14 protein-coding genes are annotated in these 16,983 nt (G+C 40.9%); 1 reads left to right on the top strand and 13 read right to left on the bottom strand.

The window, feature by feature from the left end; all coding sequences use genetic code 11:
• Positions 1-211: 211 nt before the first annotated feature.
• Together carB and DXC04_RS03160 are read right to left on the bottom strand one after the other, a co-directional pair.
• A complete protein-coding gene (gene carB / locus DXC04_RS03155) occupies positions 212-3,409 on the bottom strand; it encodes a carbamoyl-phosphate synthase large subunit (RefSeq protein WP_118659857.1) in 3,198 nt (1,065 codons plus the stop codon).
• The gene (locus DXC04_RS03160; RefSeq protein WP_021861075.1) at positions 3,409-4,479 is read right to left on the bottom strand and encodes a carbamoyl phosphate synthase small subunit; all 1,071 of its coding nucleotides are present in this window, start codon (positions 4,477-4,479) and stop codon (positions 3,409-3,411) included. The genes carB and DXC04_RS03160 overlap by 1 nt, the downstream gene beginning before the upstream one ends.
• 296 nt (positions 4,480-4,775) lie before the next feature.
• On the opposite strand from DXC04_RS03160, the gene DXC04_RS03165 reads away from it, so the two are divergent.
• Positions 4,776-6,047 (top strand): peptidoglycan-binding protein, encoded by a 1,272-nt coding sequence (locus DXC04_RS03165; protein ID WP_021861076.1) that lies wholly within the window; start codon positions 4,776-4,778, stop codon positions 6,045-6,047.
• Positions 6,048-6,180: 133 nt separating this feature from the next.
• Here the strand turns inward: DXC04_RS03165 and rseP are convergent, their stop codons facing one another.
• The 11 genes from rseP to DXC04_RS03220 all read right to left on the bottom strand — a co-directional run bounded on the left by rseP (position 6,181) and on the right by DXC04_RS03220 (position 16,941).
• The gene (gene rseP / locus DXC04_RS03170; protein ID WP_117537398.1) at positions 6,181-7,215 is read right to left on the bottom strand and encodes an RIP metalloprotease RseP; all 1,035 of its coding nucleotides are present in this window, start codon (positions 7,213-7,215) and stop codon (positions 6,181-6,183) included.
• Positions 7,216-7,232: 17 nt separating this feature from the next.
• Positions 7,233-8,375 (bottom strand): 1-deoxy-D-xylulose-5-phosphate reductoisomerase, encoded by a 1,143-nt coding sequence (dxr, locus tag DXC04_RS03175; protein WP_118659859.1) that lies wholly within the window; start codon positions 8,373-8,375, stop codon positions 7,233-7,235.
• A gap of 38 nt (positions 8,376-8,413) precedes the next feature.
• Positions 8,414-9,220 carry a phosphatidate cytidylyltransferase gene (locus DXC04_RS03180; protein ID WP_021861079.1) on the bottom strand — a complete coding sequence of 269 codons (807 nt, stop codon included), beginning with the start codon at positions 9,218-9,220 and terminating at the stop codon, positions 8,414-8,416.
• Positions 9,213-9,935: an isoprenyl transferase gene (locus DXC04_RS03185; protein WP_117537134.1), complete on the bottom strand. Its 723-nt coding sequence runs from the start codon at positions 9,933-9,935 to the stop codon at positions 9,213-9,215. The genes DXC04_RS03180 and DXC04_RS03185 overlap by 8 nt, the downstream gene beginning before the upstream one ends.
• 66 nt (positions 9,936-10,001) lie before the next feature.
• Positions 10,002-10,553, bottom strand: coding sequence for a ribosome recycling factor (frr, locus tag DXC04_RS03190; protein ID WP_021861080.1), 552 nt, complete (start codon positions 10,551-10,553; stop codon positions 10,002-10,004).
• Positions 10,554-10,571: 18 nt separating this feature from the next.
• Entirely contained in the window at positions 10,572-11,267 is a 696-nt protein-coding gene (gene pyrH / locus DXC04_RS03195) for a UMP kinase (protein WP_021861081.1), read from the bottom strand.
• An 86-nt stretch (positions 11,268-11,353) separates the two neighbouring features.
• Positions 11,354-12,178 (bottom strand): hypothetical protein, encoded by an 825-nt coding sequence (locus tag DXC04_RS03200; protein ID WP_118659861.1) that lies wholly within the window; start codon positions 12,176-12,178, stop codon positions 11,354-11,356.
• Between the two features lie 241 nt (positions 12,179-12,419).
• Positions 12,420-13,214 carry an Ig-like domain-containing protein gene (locus DXC04_RS03205; RefSeq protein WP_243112087.1) on the bottom strand — a complete coding sequence of 265 codons (795 nt, stop codon included), beginning with the start codon at positions 13,212-13,214 and terminating at the stop codon, positions 12,420-12,422.
• Between the two features lie 290 nt (positions 13,215-13,504).
• Complete coding sequence (locus tag DXC04_RS03210; RefSeq protein WP_021861084.1) at positions 13,505-14,128, bottom strand: response regulator transcription factor; 624 nt, start codon at positions 14,126-14,128, stop codon at positions 13,505-13,507.
• Positions 14,076-15,389 carry a sensor histidine kinase gene (locus DXC04_RS03215; RefSeq protein ID WP_118659865.1) on the bottom strand — a complete coding sequence of 438 codons (1,314 nt, stop codon included), beginning with the start codon at positions 15,387-15,389 and terminating at the stop codon, positions 14,076-14,078. The genes DXC04_RS03210 and DXC04_RS03215 overlap by 53 nt, the downstream gene beginning before the upstream one ends.
• Complete coding sequence (locus DXC04_RS03220; RefSeq protein WP_147366231.1) at positions 15,370-16,941, bottom strand: hypothetical protein; 1,572 nt, start codon at positions 16,939-16,941, stop codon at positions 15,370-15,372. Before DXC04_RS03220 ends, DXC04_RS03215 begins: the two co-directional genes overlap by 20 nt.
• Positions 16,942-16,983 lie beyond the last annotated feature (42 nt).

Genomic DNA, 16,983 nt, shown 5'->3' on the forward strand with positions numbered 1-16,983 from the left:
GCCAAACCATTTTCTTTACATAAATCATACTCATTCATTTCAATTTTATTACAAATATTACAAAAATGTTACGCACAACGTCTGGTATCATATCATAATCTGGCTGTTCTGTCAAATATTACTCGAAGAACAGAAAAATCAAATAGGACAAAATTCCTAATATGTAAAAAACCTGCTACAGAATCCTGTAGCAGGTTTTATCTTGACATCTTTAAATTGTAGCAATATCGATCAATGTCAGTTTCTTAATATCTGTATTCTCCAGACTGGATACAAGCGCTTTTGCTGTATCAATCGCTGTCAGTACATTCACACCTGTCTCAATCGCATTTCTACGGATCACAAAACCATCTCTGGAATGTTCTGCTCCCTGATGCGGTGTATCGATAACAAGGTCGATCTTATGTCCTAAGATAAGATCCATCAGGTTCGGAGATTCCTGCTCGATCTTATTTACTGCATTTGCTTTCACTCCTGCTTTTTTCAGGATTTCCGCAGTTCCTCTCGTTGCAAAGATTTTATATCCAAGTTTCTCGAATCTGCGTCCGATATCGATTGCTTCTTCCTTATCTTCATCACGAACAGTCATGATCATATTCTTATGCTTCGGCAGACGGATTCCGGCTCCGATAAATGCCTTATACAATGCTTCGTCAAATGTCTTCGCAATTCCCAGACACTCTCCGGTAGATTTCATCTCAGGTCCTAAGCTGATATCTGCACCACGTATTTTCTCGAAGGAGAATACCGGCATCTTAACAGCAAAATAATCTGCTTCCGGCTGTAATCCTGGTGTGTATCCGAGATCTTTGATCTTTGCTCCGATGATGACTTTTGTTGCAAGCGGAACGATTGGGATACCGGTTACTTTACTGATATATGGAACCGTACGGCTGGAACGAGGGTTTACCTCGATGACGTACACTTCTTCACCACATACAATAAACTGGATATTGATCAGTCCGATAACGTGCAGTGATTTTGCAAGTCTTCTTGTATATTCTGCGATCGTCTGCTTCGTCTTCTCGGAAATGCTCTGTGCCGGATATACGGAAATACTGTCTCCGGAATGGATTCCTGCACGCTCGATATGTTCCATGATACCTGGAATCAGGATATCTTCGCCATCGCATACTGCATCGACCTCAATCTCTTTACCCTGCAGATATTTATCTACAAGAATCGGATGATCCTGTGCAATCCGGTTGATGATGCCGATAAATTCATCAATATCATGGTCGTTGATCGCAATCTGCATTCCCTGTCCGCCAAGTACATAAGAAGGTCTCACAAGTACCGGATACCCCAGTCTGTTTGCAACTTCTTTTGCTTCTTCTGCTGTAAATACAGTACCACCTGTTGGTCTTGGAATCTTACACTCTTCCAGAATCTCATCAAACAGCTCACGGTCTTCCGCTGCATCTACATTCTCGGCAGAAGTTCCAAGGATTGGAACGCCCATTTTCATAAGAGACTCTGTCAGCTTGATCGCTGTCTGTCCACCAAACTGTACGACTGCTCCGTCCGGTTTTTCAAGATCAACAATACTCTCTACATCTTCCGGTGTCAGCGGTTCAAAATACAATTTATCTGCAATGTCAAAGTCTGTACTTACTGTCTCCGGGTTATTATTTACAATGATTGTCTCATAGTCTTCTTTTGCAAATGCCCATGTACAATGCACAGAACAGAAATCAAACTCAATTCCCTGTCCGATACGGATCGGACCTGATCCAAGAACAAGTACTTTCTTCTTGTCATTCGTCTCTTCAACTTCGTTCTCGCTGCCAAATACAGAATAATAGTACGGTGTCTCTGCTGCAAACTCAGCCGCACACGTATCAACCATCTTATATGCTGCCGTAATTCCATATTCATGGCGCATATCGTGAATCTGGCGCTCTGTATTGCCTGTTAATTTTGCAATAACAGAATCTGGAAATTCCATACGTTTTGCTTCTTTTAATGTCTCTGCATTCAGTGTTTCATTCTGCAGCTTCTGTTCCATCTCAACAAGAATTGCAATCTTGTCAATGAACCATTTGTCAATCTTTGTGATTGCATGAATCTCATCATAGCTGATTCCCTGGCGGATCGCTTCTGCAATCTTCCAGATTCTTCTGTCATCTACAACTTTTAACTCTTCTAACAGCTCCTCACCTTTCAGATGTGAAAAATCGTAAGACATCAGGCTGTCTACATGCTGCTCCAGAGAACGGATTGCTTTCATAAGTGCACCTTCAAAGTTATCACAGATACTCATAACTTCTCCGGTTGCTTTCATCTGTGTTGTCAGTGTACGTTTTGCACTGATAAATTTATCAAATGGAAGTCTCGGGATCTTTACAACGCAATAGTCAAGCATTGGCTCGAAACTTGCATAGGTCTTCTTCGTAACTGCATTCTTAATCTCATCCAGTGTATATCCAAGTGCGATCTTTGCAGCAACTTTCGCAATTGGATATCCGGTTGCTTTGGAAGCCAGTGCAGAAGAACGGCTTACACGCGGATTTACCTCGATAACACAGTACTCAAATGTGTCAGGATTTAACGCATACTGTACGTTACATCCTCCGGTAATATTCAGCTCGCTGATAATGTTCAGCGCGGAAGTTCGCAGCATCTGGTACTCCTTATCACCCAGTGTCTGGGAAGGTGCAACTACAATACTGTCACCAGTATGCACACCAACCGGATCAATATTTTCCATATTACATACAGTAATGCAGTTTCCATTGCTGTCACGCATTACCTCATACTCAATCTCTTTCCATCCGGCGATACAACGCTCTACCAGTACCTGTCCGACACGGGAAAGTCTGAGACCATTTTCCAGAATCTCAACTAACTGTGTTCGGTCGTGGGCGATACCACCGCCGCTTCCACCAAGTGTGTAAGCCGGACGAAGTACAACCGGGTATCCGATCTTCTCCGCAAATGCAATACCATCTTCCACATTCTCAACAACGAGGGAAGCTGCACATGGCTCACCGATCTTCTCCATCGTCTCTTTAAATTCCAGACGGTCCTCTGCTTTCTTGATTGTCTGGGAAGTAGTACCGATCAGGCGTACGTTATGCTCTCTTAAGAACCCATTCTCTTCCATCTCCATGGCAAGGTTCAGTGCTGCCTGTCCACCAAGCGTAGGAAGTACACTGTCCGGTTTTTCCTTTAAAATGAGCTGTTCTACAACTTCAACGGTAAGTGGTTCAATATATACACGGTCAGCAATATCTTTATCTGTCATAATCGTTGCCGGGTTAGAGTTCAGAAGAACAACTTCAAGCCCTTCTTCTTTCAGTGAACGACATGCCTGTGTACCGGCATAATCGAACTCTGCCGCCTGTCCGATTACAATCGGACCGGAACCGATTACTAATACTTTTTTGATATCTTTAATTCTTGGCATTACTGTACCTCCTTCATCATATCCATGAATCTGTCAAATAAATATCCTGAGTCCTGTGGTCCCGGGCAAGCTTCCGGATGAAACTGTACGGTAAAGATATTCTTTCCGACATAAGACAGACCTTCATTGGTTCCGTCATTGACATTTACAAATGCTTCTGTTGCGATTGATGAATCCAATGTAGAAGCATCTACTGCATATCCATGGTTCTGAGAAGAAATGTACACACGGTTATTACTTAAATCTTTTACCGGGTGATTTCCACCTCTGTGTCCATATTTTAACTTATATGTCTTTCCACCATTTGCGAGTGCCATAAGCTGATGTCCCAGACAGATTGCAAAGATCGGAATATCACTGTCATATAACTTCTTCACTTCTTTAATAATAGAAACACAGGTCTCCGGATCTCCAGGTCCATTTGAGAGCATGATACCATCCGGTTTAGAATCAATGATTTCTTGTGCAGATGTATGTGCCGGATAAATGGTCACTTCACATCCACGCTTATTTAAAGAACGGGCGATGTTATTCTTGGCACCAAAATCCATCAATGCAACTTTTGGTCCATCACCTTCCAAGATATAAGATTTATCACAGGTTACTTCTGATACAACGTCTCCGACTACATATTCTTTTAACTTCGGAAGGATCTCATCCAGATCGTAATTCTCATTCGTTGTGATCATACCGTTCATCGTACCTTTCTCACGAAGAATCTTCGTCAGCGCACGCGTGTCAATTCCTGCAATTCCCGGAATGTCCTGCTTTTCAAGAAAATCCTGAATTGTTCCTTCACATCTGAAATTGCTCGGTACTCTGGAAAGTTCTCTGACGATATAACCTTTTGGCCAGGCTTTCTTCGATTCCATATCCGGTGTAATTCCATAGTTGCCGATCAATGGGTATGTCATAACGACTGCCTGTCCCGCATAAGAAGGGTCAGTTAATACTTCCAAATATCCTGTCATTGAAGTATTAAACACAATCTCGCTGATCATATCTTTTTTAGAGCCTATGCTGGTTCCGGTAAAGACGGTTCCGTCTTCTAATATAAGAAATGCTTTCATATATCCACCTATTCCCTTCCTGATTATCCTATTGTATCCGTGGGTTTCCAAGGTATCTTTTTCCGCCAGAGTTTTAAGCAAACGCATTCCCCGGCTTGTCGCCTCCATAAAAAAAGCAGTCTGCGTATGCACAACTGCTCTGTTATGACACTTGTTCAGACGCCTTCGTCTCCACAAATTGTAAAAATTATACTACATATTTTTTTTAATTTCAACCTCATTCCCGTAAAAATATTCATATTCTTTTTCTTATCCGCATACATTATACATGACAAAGTATTTTGAGGTATGATCCCATGCCAGAAAACGACCGTATAAATACGTCTTTGCCGGACAATTCTGCAAAAGGCAGTCTGAAAGTCAGCCTTACTTCCTCTCTCACTGCCGCCCCGGTTGCAAATGCTAAAGTATCCATCTCTTACACCGGTATACCAGACAGTACTCTGGAAGAACTGATGACTGATTCTTCCGGTCAAACAGAATCTCTTACATTAGATGCACCGCCTCTGGAATACAGTCTTGATCCCGCCTTTGACGAACAGCCTTACTCTGAATACACACTCCGCATAGAAGCCGAAGGATATGCGCCAATCAGTGTTGCCGGTGCAGAAGTTCTTGCATCGACGCTCTCTCTGCAAAATCTTGCGCTTGCACCCCTTGGCGCTGAAAACAATGATTCCGTCTATGTTATTCCTGCTCATACTCTATATGGAGAGTATCCGGCAAAAATTCCGGAAGAAGAAATAAAGCCTGTTCAGGAATCCGGGGAAATTGTTTTAAGCCGGGTTGTTGTTCCTGAATATATTGTTGTCCATGATGGAAGTCCGAGAGATTCCACCGCTAAAAACTACTATGTAAAATATAAAGATTACATCAAAAATGTTGCTTCCAGTGAAATCTATGCGACCTGGCCTGCCGCCACGATCCGTGCAAATGTGCTTGCCATCATGTCTTTTACCCTGAACCGTGTCTACACAGAGTGGTACCGCAATCAGGGCTATGACTTTACGATTACTTCCTCTACGGCTTTCGATCACAAATGGATTCCGAACCGGAATATTTTCGATTCCATCTCTGTCGTAGTCGATGAGCTGTTTGCCGACTACCTCTCCAGGCCAAATGTCAAACAGCCGATCCTCACGCAATACTGTGATGGGCGTCAGGTACAGTGCCCGAATTGGATGACACAGTGGGGATCTAAATCACTTGGAGATCAGGGTTACACACCAATCGAAATTCTCCGTTATTATTATGGAGATGACATGTATATCAATACTGCTGAAGCAATTTCCGGTGTTCCGGCATCATGGCCGGGATACGATCTTAGTGTTGGTTCTTCCGGTGACAAAGTACGTCAGATGCAGGAACAACTCAATGTGATTGCCGGTGCCTATCCTGCGCTTCCGAAAGTAGATGCCGATGGAATTTACGGCACAGCTACGGAAAACTCAGTTCGGAAATTCCAGTCCATTTTTAATTTACCCCAAACCGGAGTTGTAGATTATAAAACATGGTATAAAATTTCTGAAATCTATGTCGGAGTCTCCAGAATTGCTGAATTAACATAATTATATTTTTAAAAAGCTGTCCAGGAGCAATATCATTTTCACTTCATGATATTGTTCCGGACAGCTTTCTTTTATCATCCGGGATAATAAGCACTACCTTCCGTCTGTGACGTTCTGCTAATACCGTATAATCCTAGAAAAATATTCTCTTTACATCATTAAACAATACAAACACCATCAAAAGCATCAAAAGCACGAATCCCAGTCCATGCACATAGCCTTCTTTCTCCGGTGGAATCCTCTTTCTCCGGATTGCTTCTACAAAGAGAAACACCAGTCTTCCTCCGTCCAGTGCCGGAAGTGGCAGCAAATTCATAACTCCCAGGTTTGCCGATAATAAAATTCCGATATAGAGAAACTGTTCAATTACAACAATCGCTCCATAGCTCTTCGTCTGTTGGTATGCATCTGCTACAACATTTACAATTCCGACCGGTCCGGATAACTGATCCATTCCTATCTTTCTCATAACTAACATTTTCAGGCTGTCTACCGTCGAACAGATCCAATATTTCACTTCATAAACACCATACTGGAGACTCTCTGCAAAAGAAGCTTTTGTATTACCGGCCCCTGTGATTCCATAACGATAATATCCCAGCTTCTTATCCATCTTCGGAGTCAGCTTTACAGTATAGGTTTTCCCATTTCGCTCATAGGTAACTTTGGCAGCCTCTCCCTGATGAAACTGATTGTAAGAAGTAACTTCACGAAAAATGTGAATCTTTTTATCTCCGATTTTTACAATCTTATCTCCTGCCCGAATGCCTGCCGCAGCAGCTGGATACCCCTGTTCCACAGAAGCCGCTACCGGAGCGTCATATCCTACCATCATAATCAATACTATTGATGCGATAAATGCAAGAATAAAATTAAAAACCGGTCCTGCTGCAATAACAGAAATTCTCGCCCACACAGATTTATTATTAAAGTTTCCCGGTGCATCTGACGCTTCGTCATCTTCTCCCATCATGCACAAGCCGCCAATTGGAAAAAGTTTCAGACAATATCTTGTTCCCTTATACTCTTTTGAAACAAGATTCGGTCCCATTCCGATTGCAAACTCTTCCACATCAATTCCATTTTTTTTTGCCAGTGTGAAATGTCCCAGTTCATGAAAAATTACAATAAAACTGAAGACCAGTATTGCAAATATAATACCTACTATATTACTCAATCTAATTATTACCTCCTGCTTTCGATTCGTTCATACGTCTCTGCTTCGGTCTGGAGAATCTGTTCCAGTGACGGATTCGCTATATTCTTATGTGCATTCATACAGTCTTCGATGATTTCCATAATTTCCAGATATTTGACTTCACGTTTCAGGAACTTGCTTACCGCCAACTCATTTGCCGCATTGAGCACGGTCGGAAGACTTCCGCCTTCTCTTCCTGCCTTATATGCGAGTTTCAGACCATAAAACGTATCCATATCCGGCTTTTCAAAATCCAGTTTTCCCATTTCCCAGAAATCCAGTCTGTCACCCGGCAGATATCTACGCTCTGGATAATAAAGCGCATACTGAATCGGCAGTTTCATATCTGGTGTTCCAAGCTGCGCCATTACGGCTCCGTCTTCATATTCAACCATGGAATGAATGACACTCTGTGGCTGTACAACAACCTGGATCTGATCCACATTTACATCAAACAGCCATTTTGCCTCAATCACTTCCAGTCCTTTATTTACCATTGTAGAAGAATCGATGGTAATTTTCTGTCCCATCGACCAATTTGGATGTTTCAATGCATCTTCCACACGGATATTCAGAAGATCTTCTTCTTTTTTTCCGCGGAATGGACCGCCGGATGCCGTCAGAAGTATCTTGTGGATCGGATTGCCTTTATTTCCCTGAAGAGACTGGAAAATAGCACTGTGTTCACTGTCTACCGGTAAAATACGGACATTATATTCCTTTGCCATCGGCATGATCAGATGTCCGGCTGTTACCATCGTCTCTTTGTTGGCAAGCGCAATGTCTTTTCCTGCCTGTATCGCTGCGATCGTCGGACGCAGTCCGATCATTCCTACAATTGCCGTCACAAGAATCTCTGCCTTTTCAAGCGTTGCGATCTCAATAAGCCCCTCCATTCCTGTTACAACTCTTGTATCTGTATCTGCAATTTTTACTTTTAACTCTTCTGCTTTGCCTTCGCTCCATACAGCAACACACACCGGATGAAACTCCCGGATCTGTTGTTCCAGCAGTTCGATATTCTTACCGGCTGCAAGCCCAAGCACTTCAATATCTTTATTTTCTCTGACTACTTCGAGTGTCTGTGTTCCAATCGATCCGGTGGAACCAAGAATTGCTATTTTCTTCATAAAATCCCTCTCTTTAATCCTATAACCACTGTTTTATTTTACAGATTGCCGGCGAGAAATGTTGTCAGGAAATAAATGACCGGTGCTGTAAAAAGAACACTGTCAAAACGATCCAGAATACCGCCGTGTCCCGGAATCAGCGTACCATAATCTTTAATATCATGATTTCTCTTAATGGCAGAAGCTGCCAGATCTCCAATCTGGGAAATCGCTCCTCCGGCTCCGCAGATGATTGCATAATGCAACACATTTGCCTGTGCTCCGGCAAAATGATTCATTGCAGCTGCAAATATCGCGCCAAGCAACGCTGCACCTACAATTCCTCCGATTCCACCTTCTACCGACTTCTTCGGGCTTAACTTCGGCGCCATCTTATGTTTACCGATCAGCATGCCGACGCAATACGCACAGGTATCACATCCCCAGGAACTCAGGAAAATGAGCCATACTACAATGCCACCATCCTCTAACATTCTTGTCTGATATACATAAGACATCATCATTGCCACATAAAATACTCCAAAAAATACTGTTGCAACCTGATCTGCTACAAATGCAGGATACGAAAATACATAAACTGCCATCAATACGATCATAAATCCCATGATCAGTAGCGGCAAACGATTTAACTGATTCGTATACAGAAGTGCATAATAAGCTACTGCTACCAGATAACCGGCAAATGCAATTGGTTTCTTCTGCACACCCACTACCTTATACAATTCTGTCATACCGATCAGACTGATTACGCCAAGTACGCCAAAGAGTACTTCTCCTCCGCATCCAACTGTAGCGATCAGGATGATCACCAGAACAATTCCACTTAAAAGTCTTGTTTTAAACATCTTTTTTCTGTTCCTCCTTCACGCCTCCGTAGCGGCGGTCTCTTCTATTATATTGCTCAATCGCCTTTTCCAGTTCTGCTTTTGAAAAATCCGGCCACGGAACATCTGTAAAATAAAATTCCGTATATGCAAGCTGCCAGAGCAGATAATTGGATAATCTGAGTTCCCCACTTGTACGGATCAGAAGATCCGGATCCGGGATTCCATGTGTATCCAGATAGCCTGAAATAACTTCTTCTGAAATCTCTCCCGGCTTTAATTTACCTTCTGCACAGTCTGCGGAAATTCTGCGGACTGCACGCATAATCTCATCTCTGCTTCCGTAATTCAATGCAATCTGGAAATTCAGTCCACCGTTATCCTTTGTAGCTTCTTCCAGTTCCTCTATACGATTTCGGATGTCATCATCCAGTCTGGTCTTATCACCGATTACACGGACTTTCATATCATTTTTCGCTGCTGTTTTCAGGCAGGTCTTCATATAACTGCGCAACAGCTTCATCAACGCGTTCACTTCATCTGCCGGACGGTTCCAGTTCTCTGTCGAAAACGCATATACAGTCAGATATTTGATCCCCATTTTCCATGCTTCTTCACAGATTTTCTCAACATTCTTGCTTCCCTGTACATGCCCATAATTACGTGGCATTCCTTTTGCTTTCGCCCAACGTCCGTTTCCATCCAAAATAATCGCAATATGCTGCGGTACATTCATCTGGTTTCTCCTCCCACGAATGGGGGACAGTTACCAAAATCTCTTTGGCTTCTGTCCCCTCATTTATTAAACCGTCATTACTTCTTTTGATTTTGCTTCAACTGCTTTGTCAACTTCTTTGACATATTTGTCTGTCAGTTTCTGAAGATCATCTTCCATATCCTTAATCTCATCTTCAGATACATCAGAACCTTTCAGTTTCTTGAATGCATCATTTCCGTCACGACGAATATTACGGATTGCAACCTTTGCTGCCTCTCCTTTTTTCTTAACATCCTTTACCAGTTCTTTTCTTCGTTCCTCGGTCAGTTCCGGGAATACCAGACGGATACATGTTCCATCGTTTGTCGGATTGATTCCAAGATCAGAAGTCATGATCGCTTTTTCGATTACTTTTACCATCGACTTCTCCCATGGCTGGATCTGGATCATACGCGGCTCCGGTACAGATACGTTTGCAACCTGCTGGATTGGTGTCGGTGTTCCATAATAATCTACCATGATTTTATTCAAAACATTTGGATTGGCACGTCCTGCACGGATTGCTCCGAGCTCTCCATCCAGATTACCCATTGTCTTGGTCATCTTCTCTTCATATGCTTTTAATTTCTCGTTCATAAATATTTCCTCCTATTATTATACAGTTACTTTTGTACCTGTAAATGTTCCTGTCATCGTCTCAACGATACTGTTCTCCTCATTCAGTCCGAATACTAGCATCGGCATCTTATTTTCCAGGCACATGATAGATGCTGTCAGGTCAACCGCCATCAGCTTCTTATCGATGATCTCCTGAATCGAAATCTCATCATACTTCTTCGCATCCGGATTCACCTTCGGATCGCTGTCATAAATTCCATCAATTGCTTTTGCCAGAAGCATTGCATCTGCCTCGATCTCGATCGCACGGAGAACAGCTCCTGTATCTGTTGAGAAATACGGATGTCCTGTACCGCCTGCAAAGAATACAACCTTTCCTTCATTGAGTGCTTCTACTGCTGCATCTTTGGAAAATAGTGATGTAAATGCACCACATACAAATGGTGTGAAAATCTCTGTCTCCATTCCGACATAACGGAAAATATCAGATACATAAATACAGTTCATAACCGTTGCAAGCATACCGATCTGGTCAGCTTTCACACGGTCAATCGTCTCACTGGTTCTTCCTCTCCAGAAATTACCGCCTCCGGTTACGATTGCAACCTGGATGCCATCGTCTACCAGTTTCTTAACCTGCTTTGCAACGCCTACACATGTAGCTTCATCAAATCCGGTTTTTTTATCTCCTGCGAGTGCTTCCCCGCTGAGTTTTAATAATACTCTTTTCATCGGTTTTCAAACTCCTTATCTTTTCTCTTTTTATGTTTTCACATACTTGTTGTAATTATAACATAGGAATTTCAAAAAAGGAATAACTATCGCATTTCTTCTGCTTTTTGTACAACAAAAAGCTTATTTCCTTCTTTTGCTATATAATCCAGATTCCATCCGGTGCTTGCCTTTTCACCTGCTGCTCTGTACAACAACGCTGCATCGTAGCTGTATGCAACCTGATGCAACTTATAAAAAAGACGATTTGGTGCAGTCGCTGCATCCTGCATAAATCCGAACGCTGCATCATAGTCCTTATTTGCCATTGCCCTCCGGAAATTATTGCATGCACACAAATGTGCAAAAAGAGCCTGTCCTTTTTTATTTTTAGAAAGTTTTCTGCGACATGCCTGTTCCAGCTCCGGAACTTGCTGTCCCATGTCTCTCTGAAAATAGATCATGGATAATAACAGATAATAATTCAGTGCGAATTCTCTTTTTAATTTTTCTGGATTAATCGCCATCAGCGTATCATATGCTGCATCTATATTTCCCTGATAGTACCTTGCGACTGCAAGATTACAATTCACACGATCTTTGAAAAATGGCTGCTTTATACGCATTGCACATGCCTCATATAAAAACGGATCACATTCCTCAAATAAAATCTTCTCTATTTCCAGTTTCCCAAATACTTCCAACAGACATGCCAGAACAGCAATTGCGGCATATGCTGCAAAAACAGCCACATATATCAGGAAAGTTCCAAATATTCCAAATGACCAGGAACATATATCCAGATCCAGTTTGAAAATCACCATGTAAATCAGAAACAAAATATCTATTGCAATGGCTCCATACGAAGCCCACATCTTCTTATGATATTTGTGTAATCTTTTCTGAATCTCGTTTTCTAATTCTATGTCCATCTTAAGTCCTCCATTCTTGTCTTTCTTCTTACCATTATAGAAGATATACCGGAAAATGCACTTATTTTTTTCTGAATATTTTGTGAAATTTGCTTTTTTATATTCTTTATTTCCAATGGAAGTGAAACATGGATGAAATTATTCCATAAAATAAAACAACACACAGGGAGCAGTTCGTCCTGATAAACGATACTGCTCCCTGTTCTTTTCCACACAAGCACAAAAAACTCTTCGAAGCCACTTAAAGTCGATTCATAAACCCAATTTTTTTCATGGAATATCCATATTTTTTTAACAAATCGTCATAATAGCTAAATGCATTTTTTACATTTTCGGATGTCTTTGGCCATGCCCACTCTCCCGGCACTCCTTTGTCAGGATCTTCTTCTTCTCTAATAATTTCATAATACGTTAAGTCCAGACCTTTTTTGTTTTCATCACATTTTTTCTCAACCTTGCCCTGTATGCGGGTAATAATGTCACTGTAACGGTCTTCATATACATATTTTAATTGTCCGGCCTTATCTTTTGAAACATCCAGTTTTATATCCACTCTCGTTAATTCATACGGTTCTTCCAGATCCTCCTTAAACGCAAATTGCATCTGCCATTTTTTCGGATACGCACTTATTATAACTGTACGATAATTTTCTACGTCATACTCTTTTATTTTCATTGATATGCGTCTGACATCCGATGAACCTTTTGCTCCTTTTTGTCTCACAAGCATATATAAATTTCTTCCATAATATTGCTGTTTGGAAACAACTTCCACCTTACACTTTAACTTTTTGCCCTTTACTTTTGCATAAATTGTACATTTTCCCGGCTTAACTGCTTTTACTGTACCTTTTTTACTGACTTTTGCAATTTTTTTATTACTGCTCGACCATTTTACTTTTGCCTTTGTATGATTCACTTTCAACTTTTTGCTCTGCGCCACGTACAACATAACACTTTTTTTATTGAGCTTTGGTTTCGCTGCCGCCTCTACTCTACATCCCTGTACTCCGGAAAACACAAAAATTGCTACCATTGCAACCGCCAAAAAGTGTTTTCTTATACATCTCCATATTTTTTTATCCATACGCTTTCCTTTCCAGTTATCCCTAACTTAAAGAACACATTTTTTAAAACTTCCTTTGCTTCCGGAAGCAATGTCAGAAGCATTACAAGCACGATCACAAAATATCTTCGTTTTCTTTCATATTTATCTCCTCCTTTTCCTTGAATTTGTACATAGGATCTCTAATTCTAGTTTCAGTTTAACAGAAGAAAAAAAGTATAACATCCCTCAAAAGAGTATGTTTTTATATTTATCCCTTTCTAAAATCCCCGTATCACAATTCCGCTTTCTCTTGCCATTACCGCAAGCTGTGTCCGCGTTGTAAAACCAGTTTTCTGTAGCAGTGTTTTTACATATTTTTTTACTGTATGTATTGAGATATGTAATCTTTTTGCAATTTCATCATCCGTATCTCCGCTGGTCAGTTCCCGCAGTACTTCCAGCTCTCTTGCCGTAAATTCTTCGCTTGTTGCAAGTCCGATCTGCAATACAGGCAGTTTATCCGGATAAACAGATTCTCCTCTCATCGTCCGATCCATGACATCCAGCAAATGTTCTGCCGAAGGATCTTTATACCAGAAACTTTCTACTCCACTTTTTCTTGCACGCTCCACGAAATCACACTCCGGCTGACTTGTCACAATAATAATTTTCTTCTTTGGATAAATCTTTTTAATTTTTGCTGCCGCTTCCAATCCACTCGAGCGTAGCGCTGTACAGACATCCATTAAAATCAGATCCACCGTGCTCGTCATACAGTAAAATTCTGCAAGAGATGCACTCTCAATTGCCGCTGTAACTATATATCTGTCACTTTCCTGCAAAATAATCTCAAACAATTTTCTTGCCATTGGATCGTCTTCCACAATCAATACATGTATCATTCTCTCTTCCTTCCCCTGCTTTTGGCAGCCGTATTTTCAAGGAAAATACATTTTCAGCTGTAATTTTCATAGACCCGCCTGCCAGTTCTGTTTTCTGACGAAGCGTTGACAACCCTCCGCCCTCTGTAATTTTTTTCTGTGGAATCACTCCATCATTTGAACAAATAAAATATATTTCTCCCTTTTCGGTTCCTGTCTCAATCCACAAATTGCCCGCCTTTCCATGGCGAACAGCATTTGTCAAAGCTTCCGCCCCCGCTGCCAGAAACAATTCCTGAATACTTCTGTCATCTGGGATTTTTCCTGTTACTTTAAGTTTTATTCCTGCGGATGCTGCTGCCTTTTTCAAATAATACAAGGCATCCTCTTGCTCTTCCTTTGTCTCTTGCTGTAAAAGCGAAATGATATGATGCCATTTTTTTAATAATTCATCCGTTTTATCTTTTACAGTTTTGCTTGAAAGAAAATATCTGGTTTCCATAAGTATTTGTCCGAACGTATCATGAATCCGGACTTTTGTATCAAGTCTTTGACGCGCACGCGTAAGCTCTTCTACCCTCTGTGCATACACTTCCAGTCTTTTGTTGATACTTTTCAGTTCTTCATTTTCTTCTTCCTGCCTCTTCAGTAATTGATATAGCATCGTTCTTTCTGAAGCTGTCACCTGTATCATTTTCTTTTTTCTCACATAGATTTCTTCCCGGTCAAATTGCCAGACTGTTTGATCCGCCATTTGAAAAATCATTGGACTCTTCCTGGACAGGCGCTTACATCCTGGCACCAAACTTCCTTCTTCTAAAAACTCCCAGAAATCTTCACCGTTTACAATTGCTTTTCCACGCAATTTATGTCCCAATTGATTCATTCTCTTATTTATAAGCTGAATCTGACCATTTGTATCATAAAAGCATAGTCCCATTGGTAACGTATCTGCAGCTTCACGTATTGTATTATTCGTTATTTCCGTTTTGCTTCTGCAAATTTGCCGGTAATAAACCTTTCCTGCCACTACACTTGACATAGCAATATAGAGAAATATGTATATTTTCGGAATTCCAAGTACCACATTTTCTATCGCTGAAGTGGTGCTTTTATCTGCTAGCTTCTGTACCCCTGCCGCAAATATAATTAACAATCCCAGATTCAGTAAACTGCTGACTAAAAGACCTGTTCTGACTTCTCGTCTGCTCTTTTCTTTCAAAAATGCATTTGCCTGTAAAAAGAAACAAAGAAACAATAAACTACATATCATTGCGCTCATTTTTTCCTATCTCCTTTCCGGCATACAGTTGTACCTGACATTCCTCATTCTGTATTCTTTTCCTGATTTGTATATTCCCTGCCACTGCAATATCTCTTACATGAGACAGGCATCTGGTATTTCCCGCTATATTCAATTTTAATACCGCCTGCCTATTTGCCGACTGTAAATGTAACAGCACTGCATCCACATCACCAAGGATCTGTTCCATCAGCTTTTCATATGTTTCATATAATGCGATCAAATCTTGTTTTTTCAAAACTCCTTCACATTTTCCGGATAAAGATACTGCTATTTTGCATACTTTCAGATTTTCCACCGACTCCCTCAAGCAATACTCCAATTCTTTTGCCGGCAAAAAATCAGATTCTTCACAAAGTAATATTAAATTACTCATCCGTTTCACATAGGCGGCAAGTACACAGATTTTTTTCAGATTTTCCCATTTCTGTTGCTCATTTTTACTGTCTTCGAGCCAGTATTTAATCTGATCGATCTGATCTTTTGTATACTCTGTAATTTTATTACAAAACTGCATCTGCTCATCCAGTTTGCTTTGTTTTTTCTTTAAATCCACTTCCGCCTGCAAAAGACTGCGGCTGGATTCCAGTTGTTCCGCATTTGCTTCTAATTGTTTTAATACACATCTGATATCTGTTACATCTTCACACCATACAACCGCTCCTCCTCTGACCGGTGCAAGAAGCAATTGTTCTTCCCCAAGATCAATCGGTCTATTTTTTGCCTCTTCCAGTACATTTTCTGATATTTGTTTTGCATTTCCAGATGCAAAACAAACTTCCTTATTCTGATTCAGAATCTGTGCTCCGATTGTAGTTGCTTCAAACAGTTCTTCATATCCTGTATTTGACGGGATCAGACCGCTTTTTATACATCCTTCACAGATAGCAAGGATCACAAGAATCATCATCACCGTCAGATCTCCTGCATAAGTCCGAAGAAACGAAATTCCGGAAAGGTACAATCCTACATATAAAATCCCCACGCCCAACGGAATCATTGGCAACCAGATTCGTTTTTTTCTTCCGGGCACATGACTTTTTATAAACAACAATACAAAAAAGATCAAAACTTCCATACTGAGCCACGCAAGAATCATTTTGTATCCCCATCCGTAATAATAATTTCCATCACTGGAAGGCACCCCATTTTCAAAGCGAAACACACACTGATGGATATGATTGGTCAAAACAAGAAGACAGAGCACAACTGCCGGGAAAACAAGACTATACAAATACTTTGGTAACCTGTAATGCTCTGGCTGTCCAAGGCAGACTGCCAGATATAGTGCAAATAATGGTATAAATAACATCGGTATATAAAATCCATACCAGCACAGACTTTTCAGGAAATCCATATTTCCCAGGAAAAGATACTTTATTGTACGTATAAACAACCAGAAAATAAGAAGGTAACCGATCATCAACAAATATTTCCGAACTGCACTGTACAAGATCCTTTTTTTCACAGATGAAATCCAGTACAGAACCAGTTCCATGTAAATTGCAGAACGTAATACATCCAATCCCATAAAGACATCCCCTGGGAGTAAAATATTCCGTGGGAGCAGACG

Origin of the sequence: Dorea sp. OM07-5 (assembly GCF_003481355.1) — a bacterium.
Lineage (GTDB): Bacteria > Bacillota > Clostridia > Lachnospirales > Lachnospiraceae > Dorea_D > Dorea_D hominis.

Coding starts and splice junctions, on each gene's coding strand:
- pyrH (WP_021861081.1), bottom strand. CDS start 11,267: ATGAAAAGAGTATTATTAAAACTCAGCGGGGAAGCACTCGCAGGAGAT.
- DXC04_RS03215 (WP_118659865.1), bottom strand. CDS start 15,389: ATGAGCGCAATGATATGTAGTTTATTGTTTCTTTGTTTCTTTTTACAG.
- DXC04_RS03160 (WP_021861075.1), bottom strand. CDS start 4,479: ATGAAAGCATTTCTTATATTAGAAGACGGAACCGTCTTTACCGGAACC.
- DXC04_RS03200 (WP_118659861.1), bottom strand. CDS start 12,178: ATGGACATAGAATTAGAAAACGAGATTCAGAAAAGATTACACAAATAT.
- DXC04_RS03220 (WP_147366231.1), bottom strand. CDS start 16,941: ATGGGATTGGATGTATTACGTTCTGCAATTTACATGGAACTGGTTCTG.
- carB (WP_118659857.1), bottom strand. CDS start 3,409: ATGCCAAGAATTAAAGATATCAAAAAAGTATTAGTAATCGGTTCCGGT.
- DXC04_RS03205 (WP_243112087.1), bottom strand. CDS start 13,214: ATGGTAGCAATTTTTGTGTTTTCCGGAGTACAGGGATGTAGAGTAGAG.
- DXC04_RS03165 (WP_021861076.1), top strand. CDS start 4,776: ATGCCAGAAAACGACCGTATAAATACGTCTTTGCCGGACAATTCTGCA.
- DXC04_RS03210 (WP_021861084.1), bottom strand. CDS start 14,128: ATGATACATGTATTGATTGTGGAAGACGATCCAATGGCAAGAAAATTG.
- DXC04_RS03180 (WP_021861079.1), bottom strand. CDS start 9,220: ATGTTTAAAACAAGACTTTTAAGTGGAATTGTTCTGGTGATCATCCTG.
- DXC04_RS03185 (WP_117537134.1), bottom strand. CDS start 9,935: ATGAATGTACCGCAGCATATTGCGATTATTTTGGATGGAAACGGACGT.
- dxr (WP_118659859.1), bottom strand. CDS start 8,375: ATGAAGAAAATAGCAATTCTTGGTTCCACCGGATCGATTGGAACACAG.
- frr (WP_021861080.1), bottom strand. CDS start 10,553: ATGAACGAGAAATTAAAAGCATATGAAGAGAAGATGACCAAGACAATG.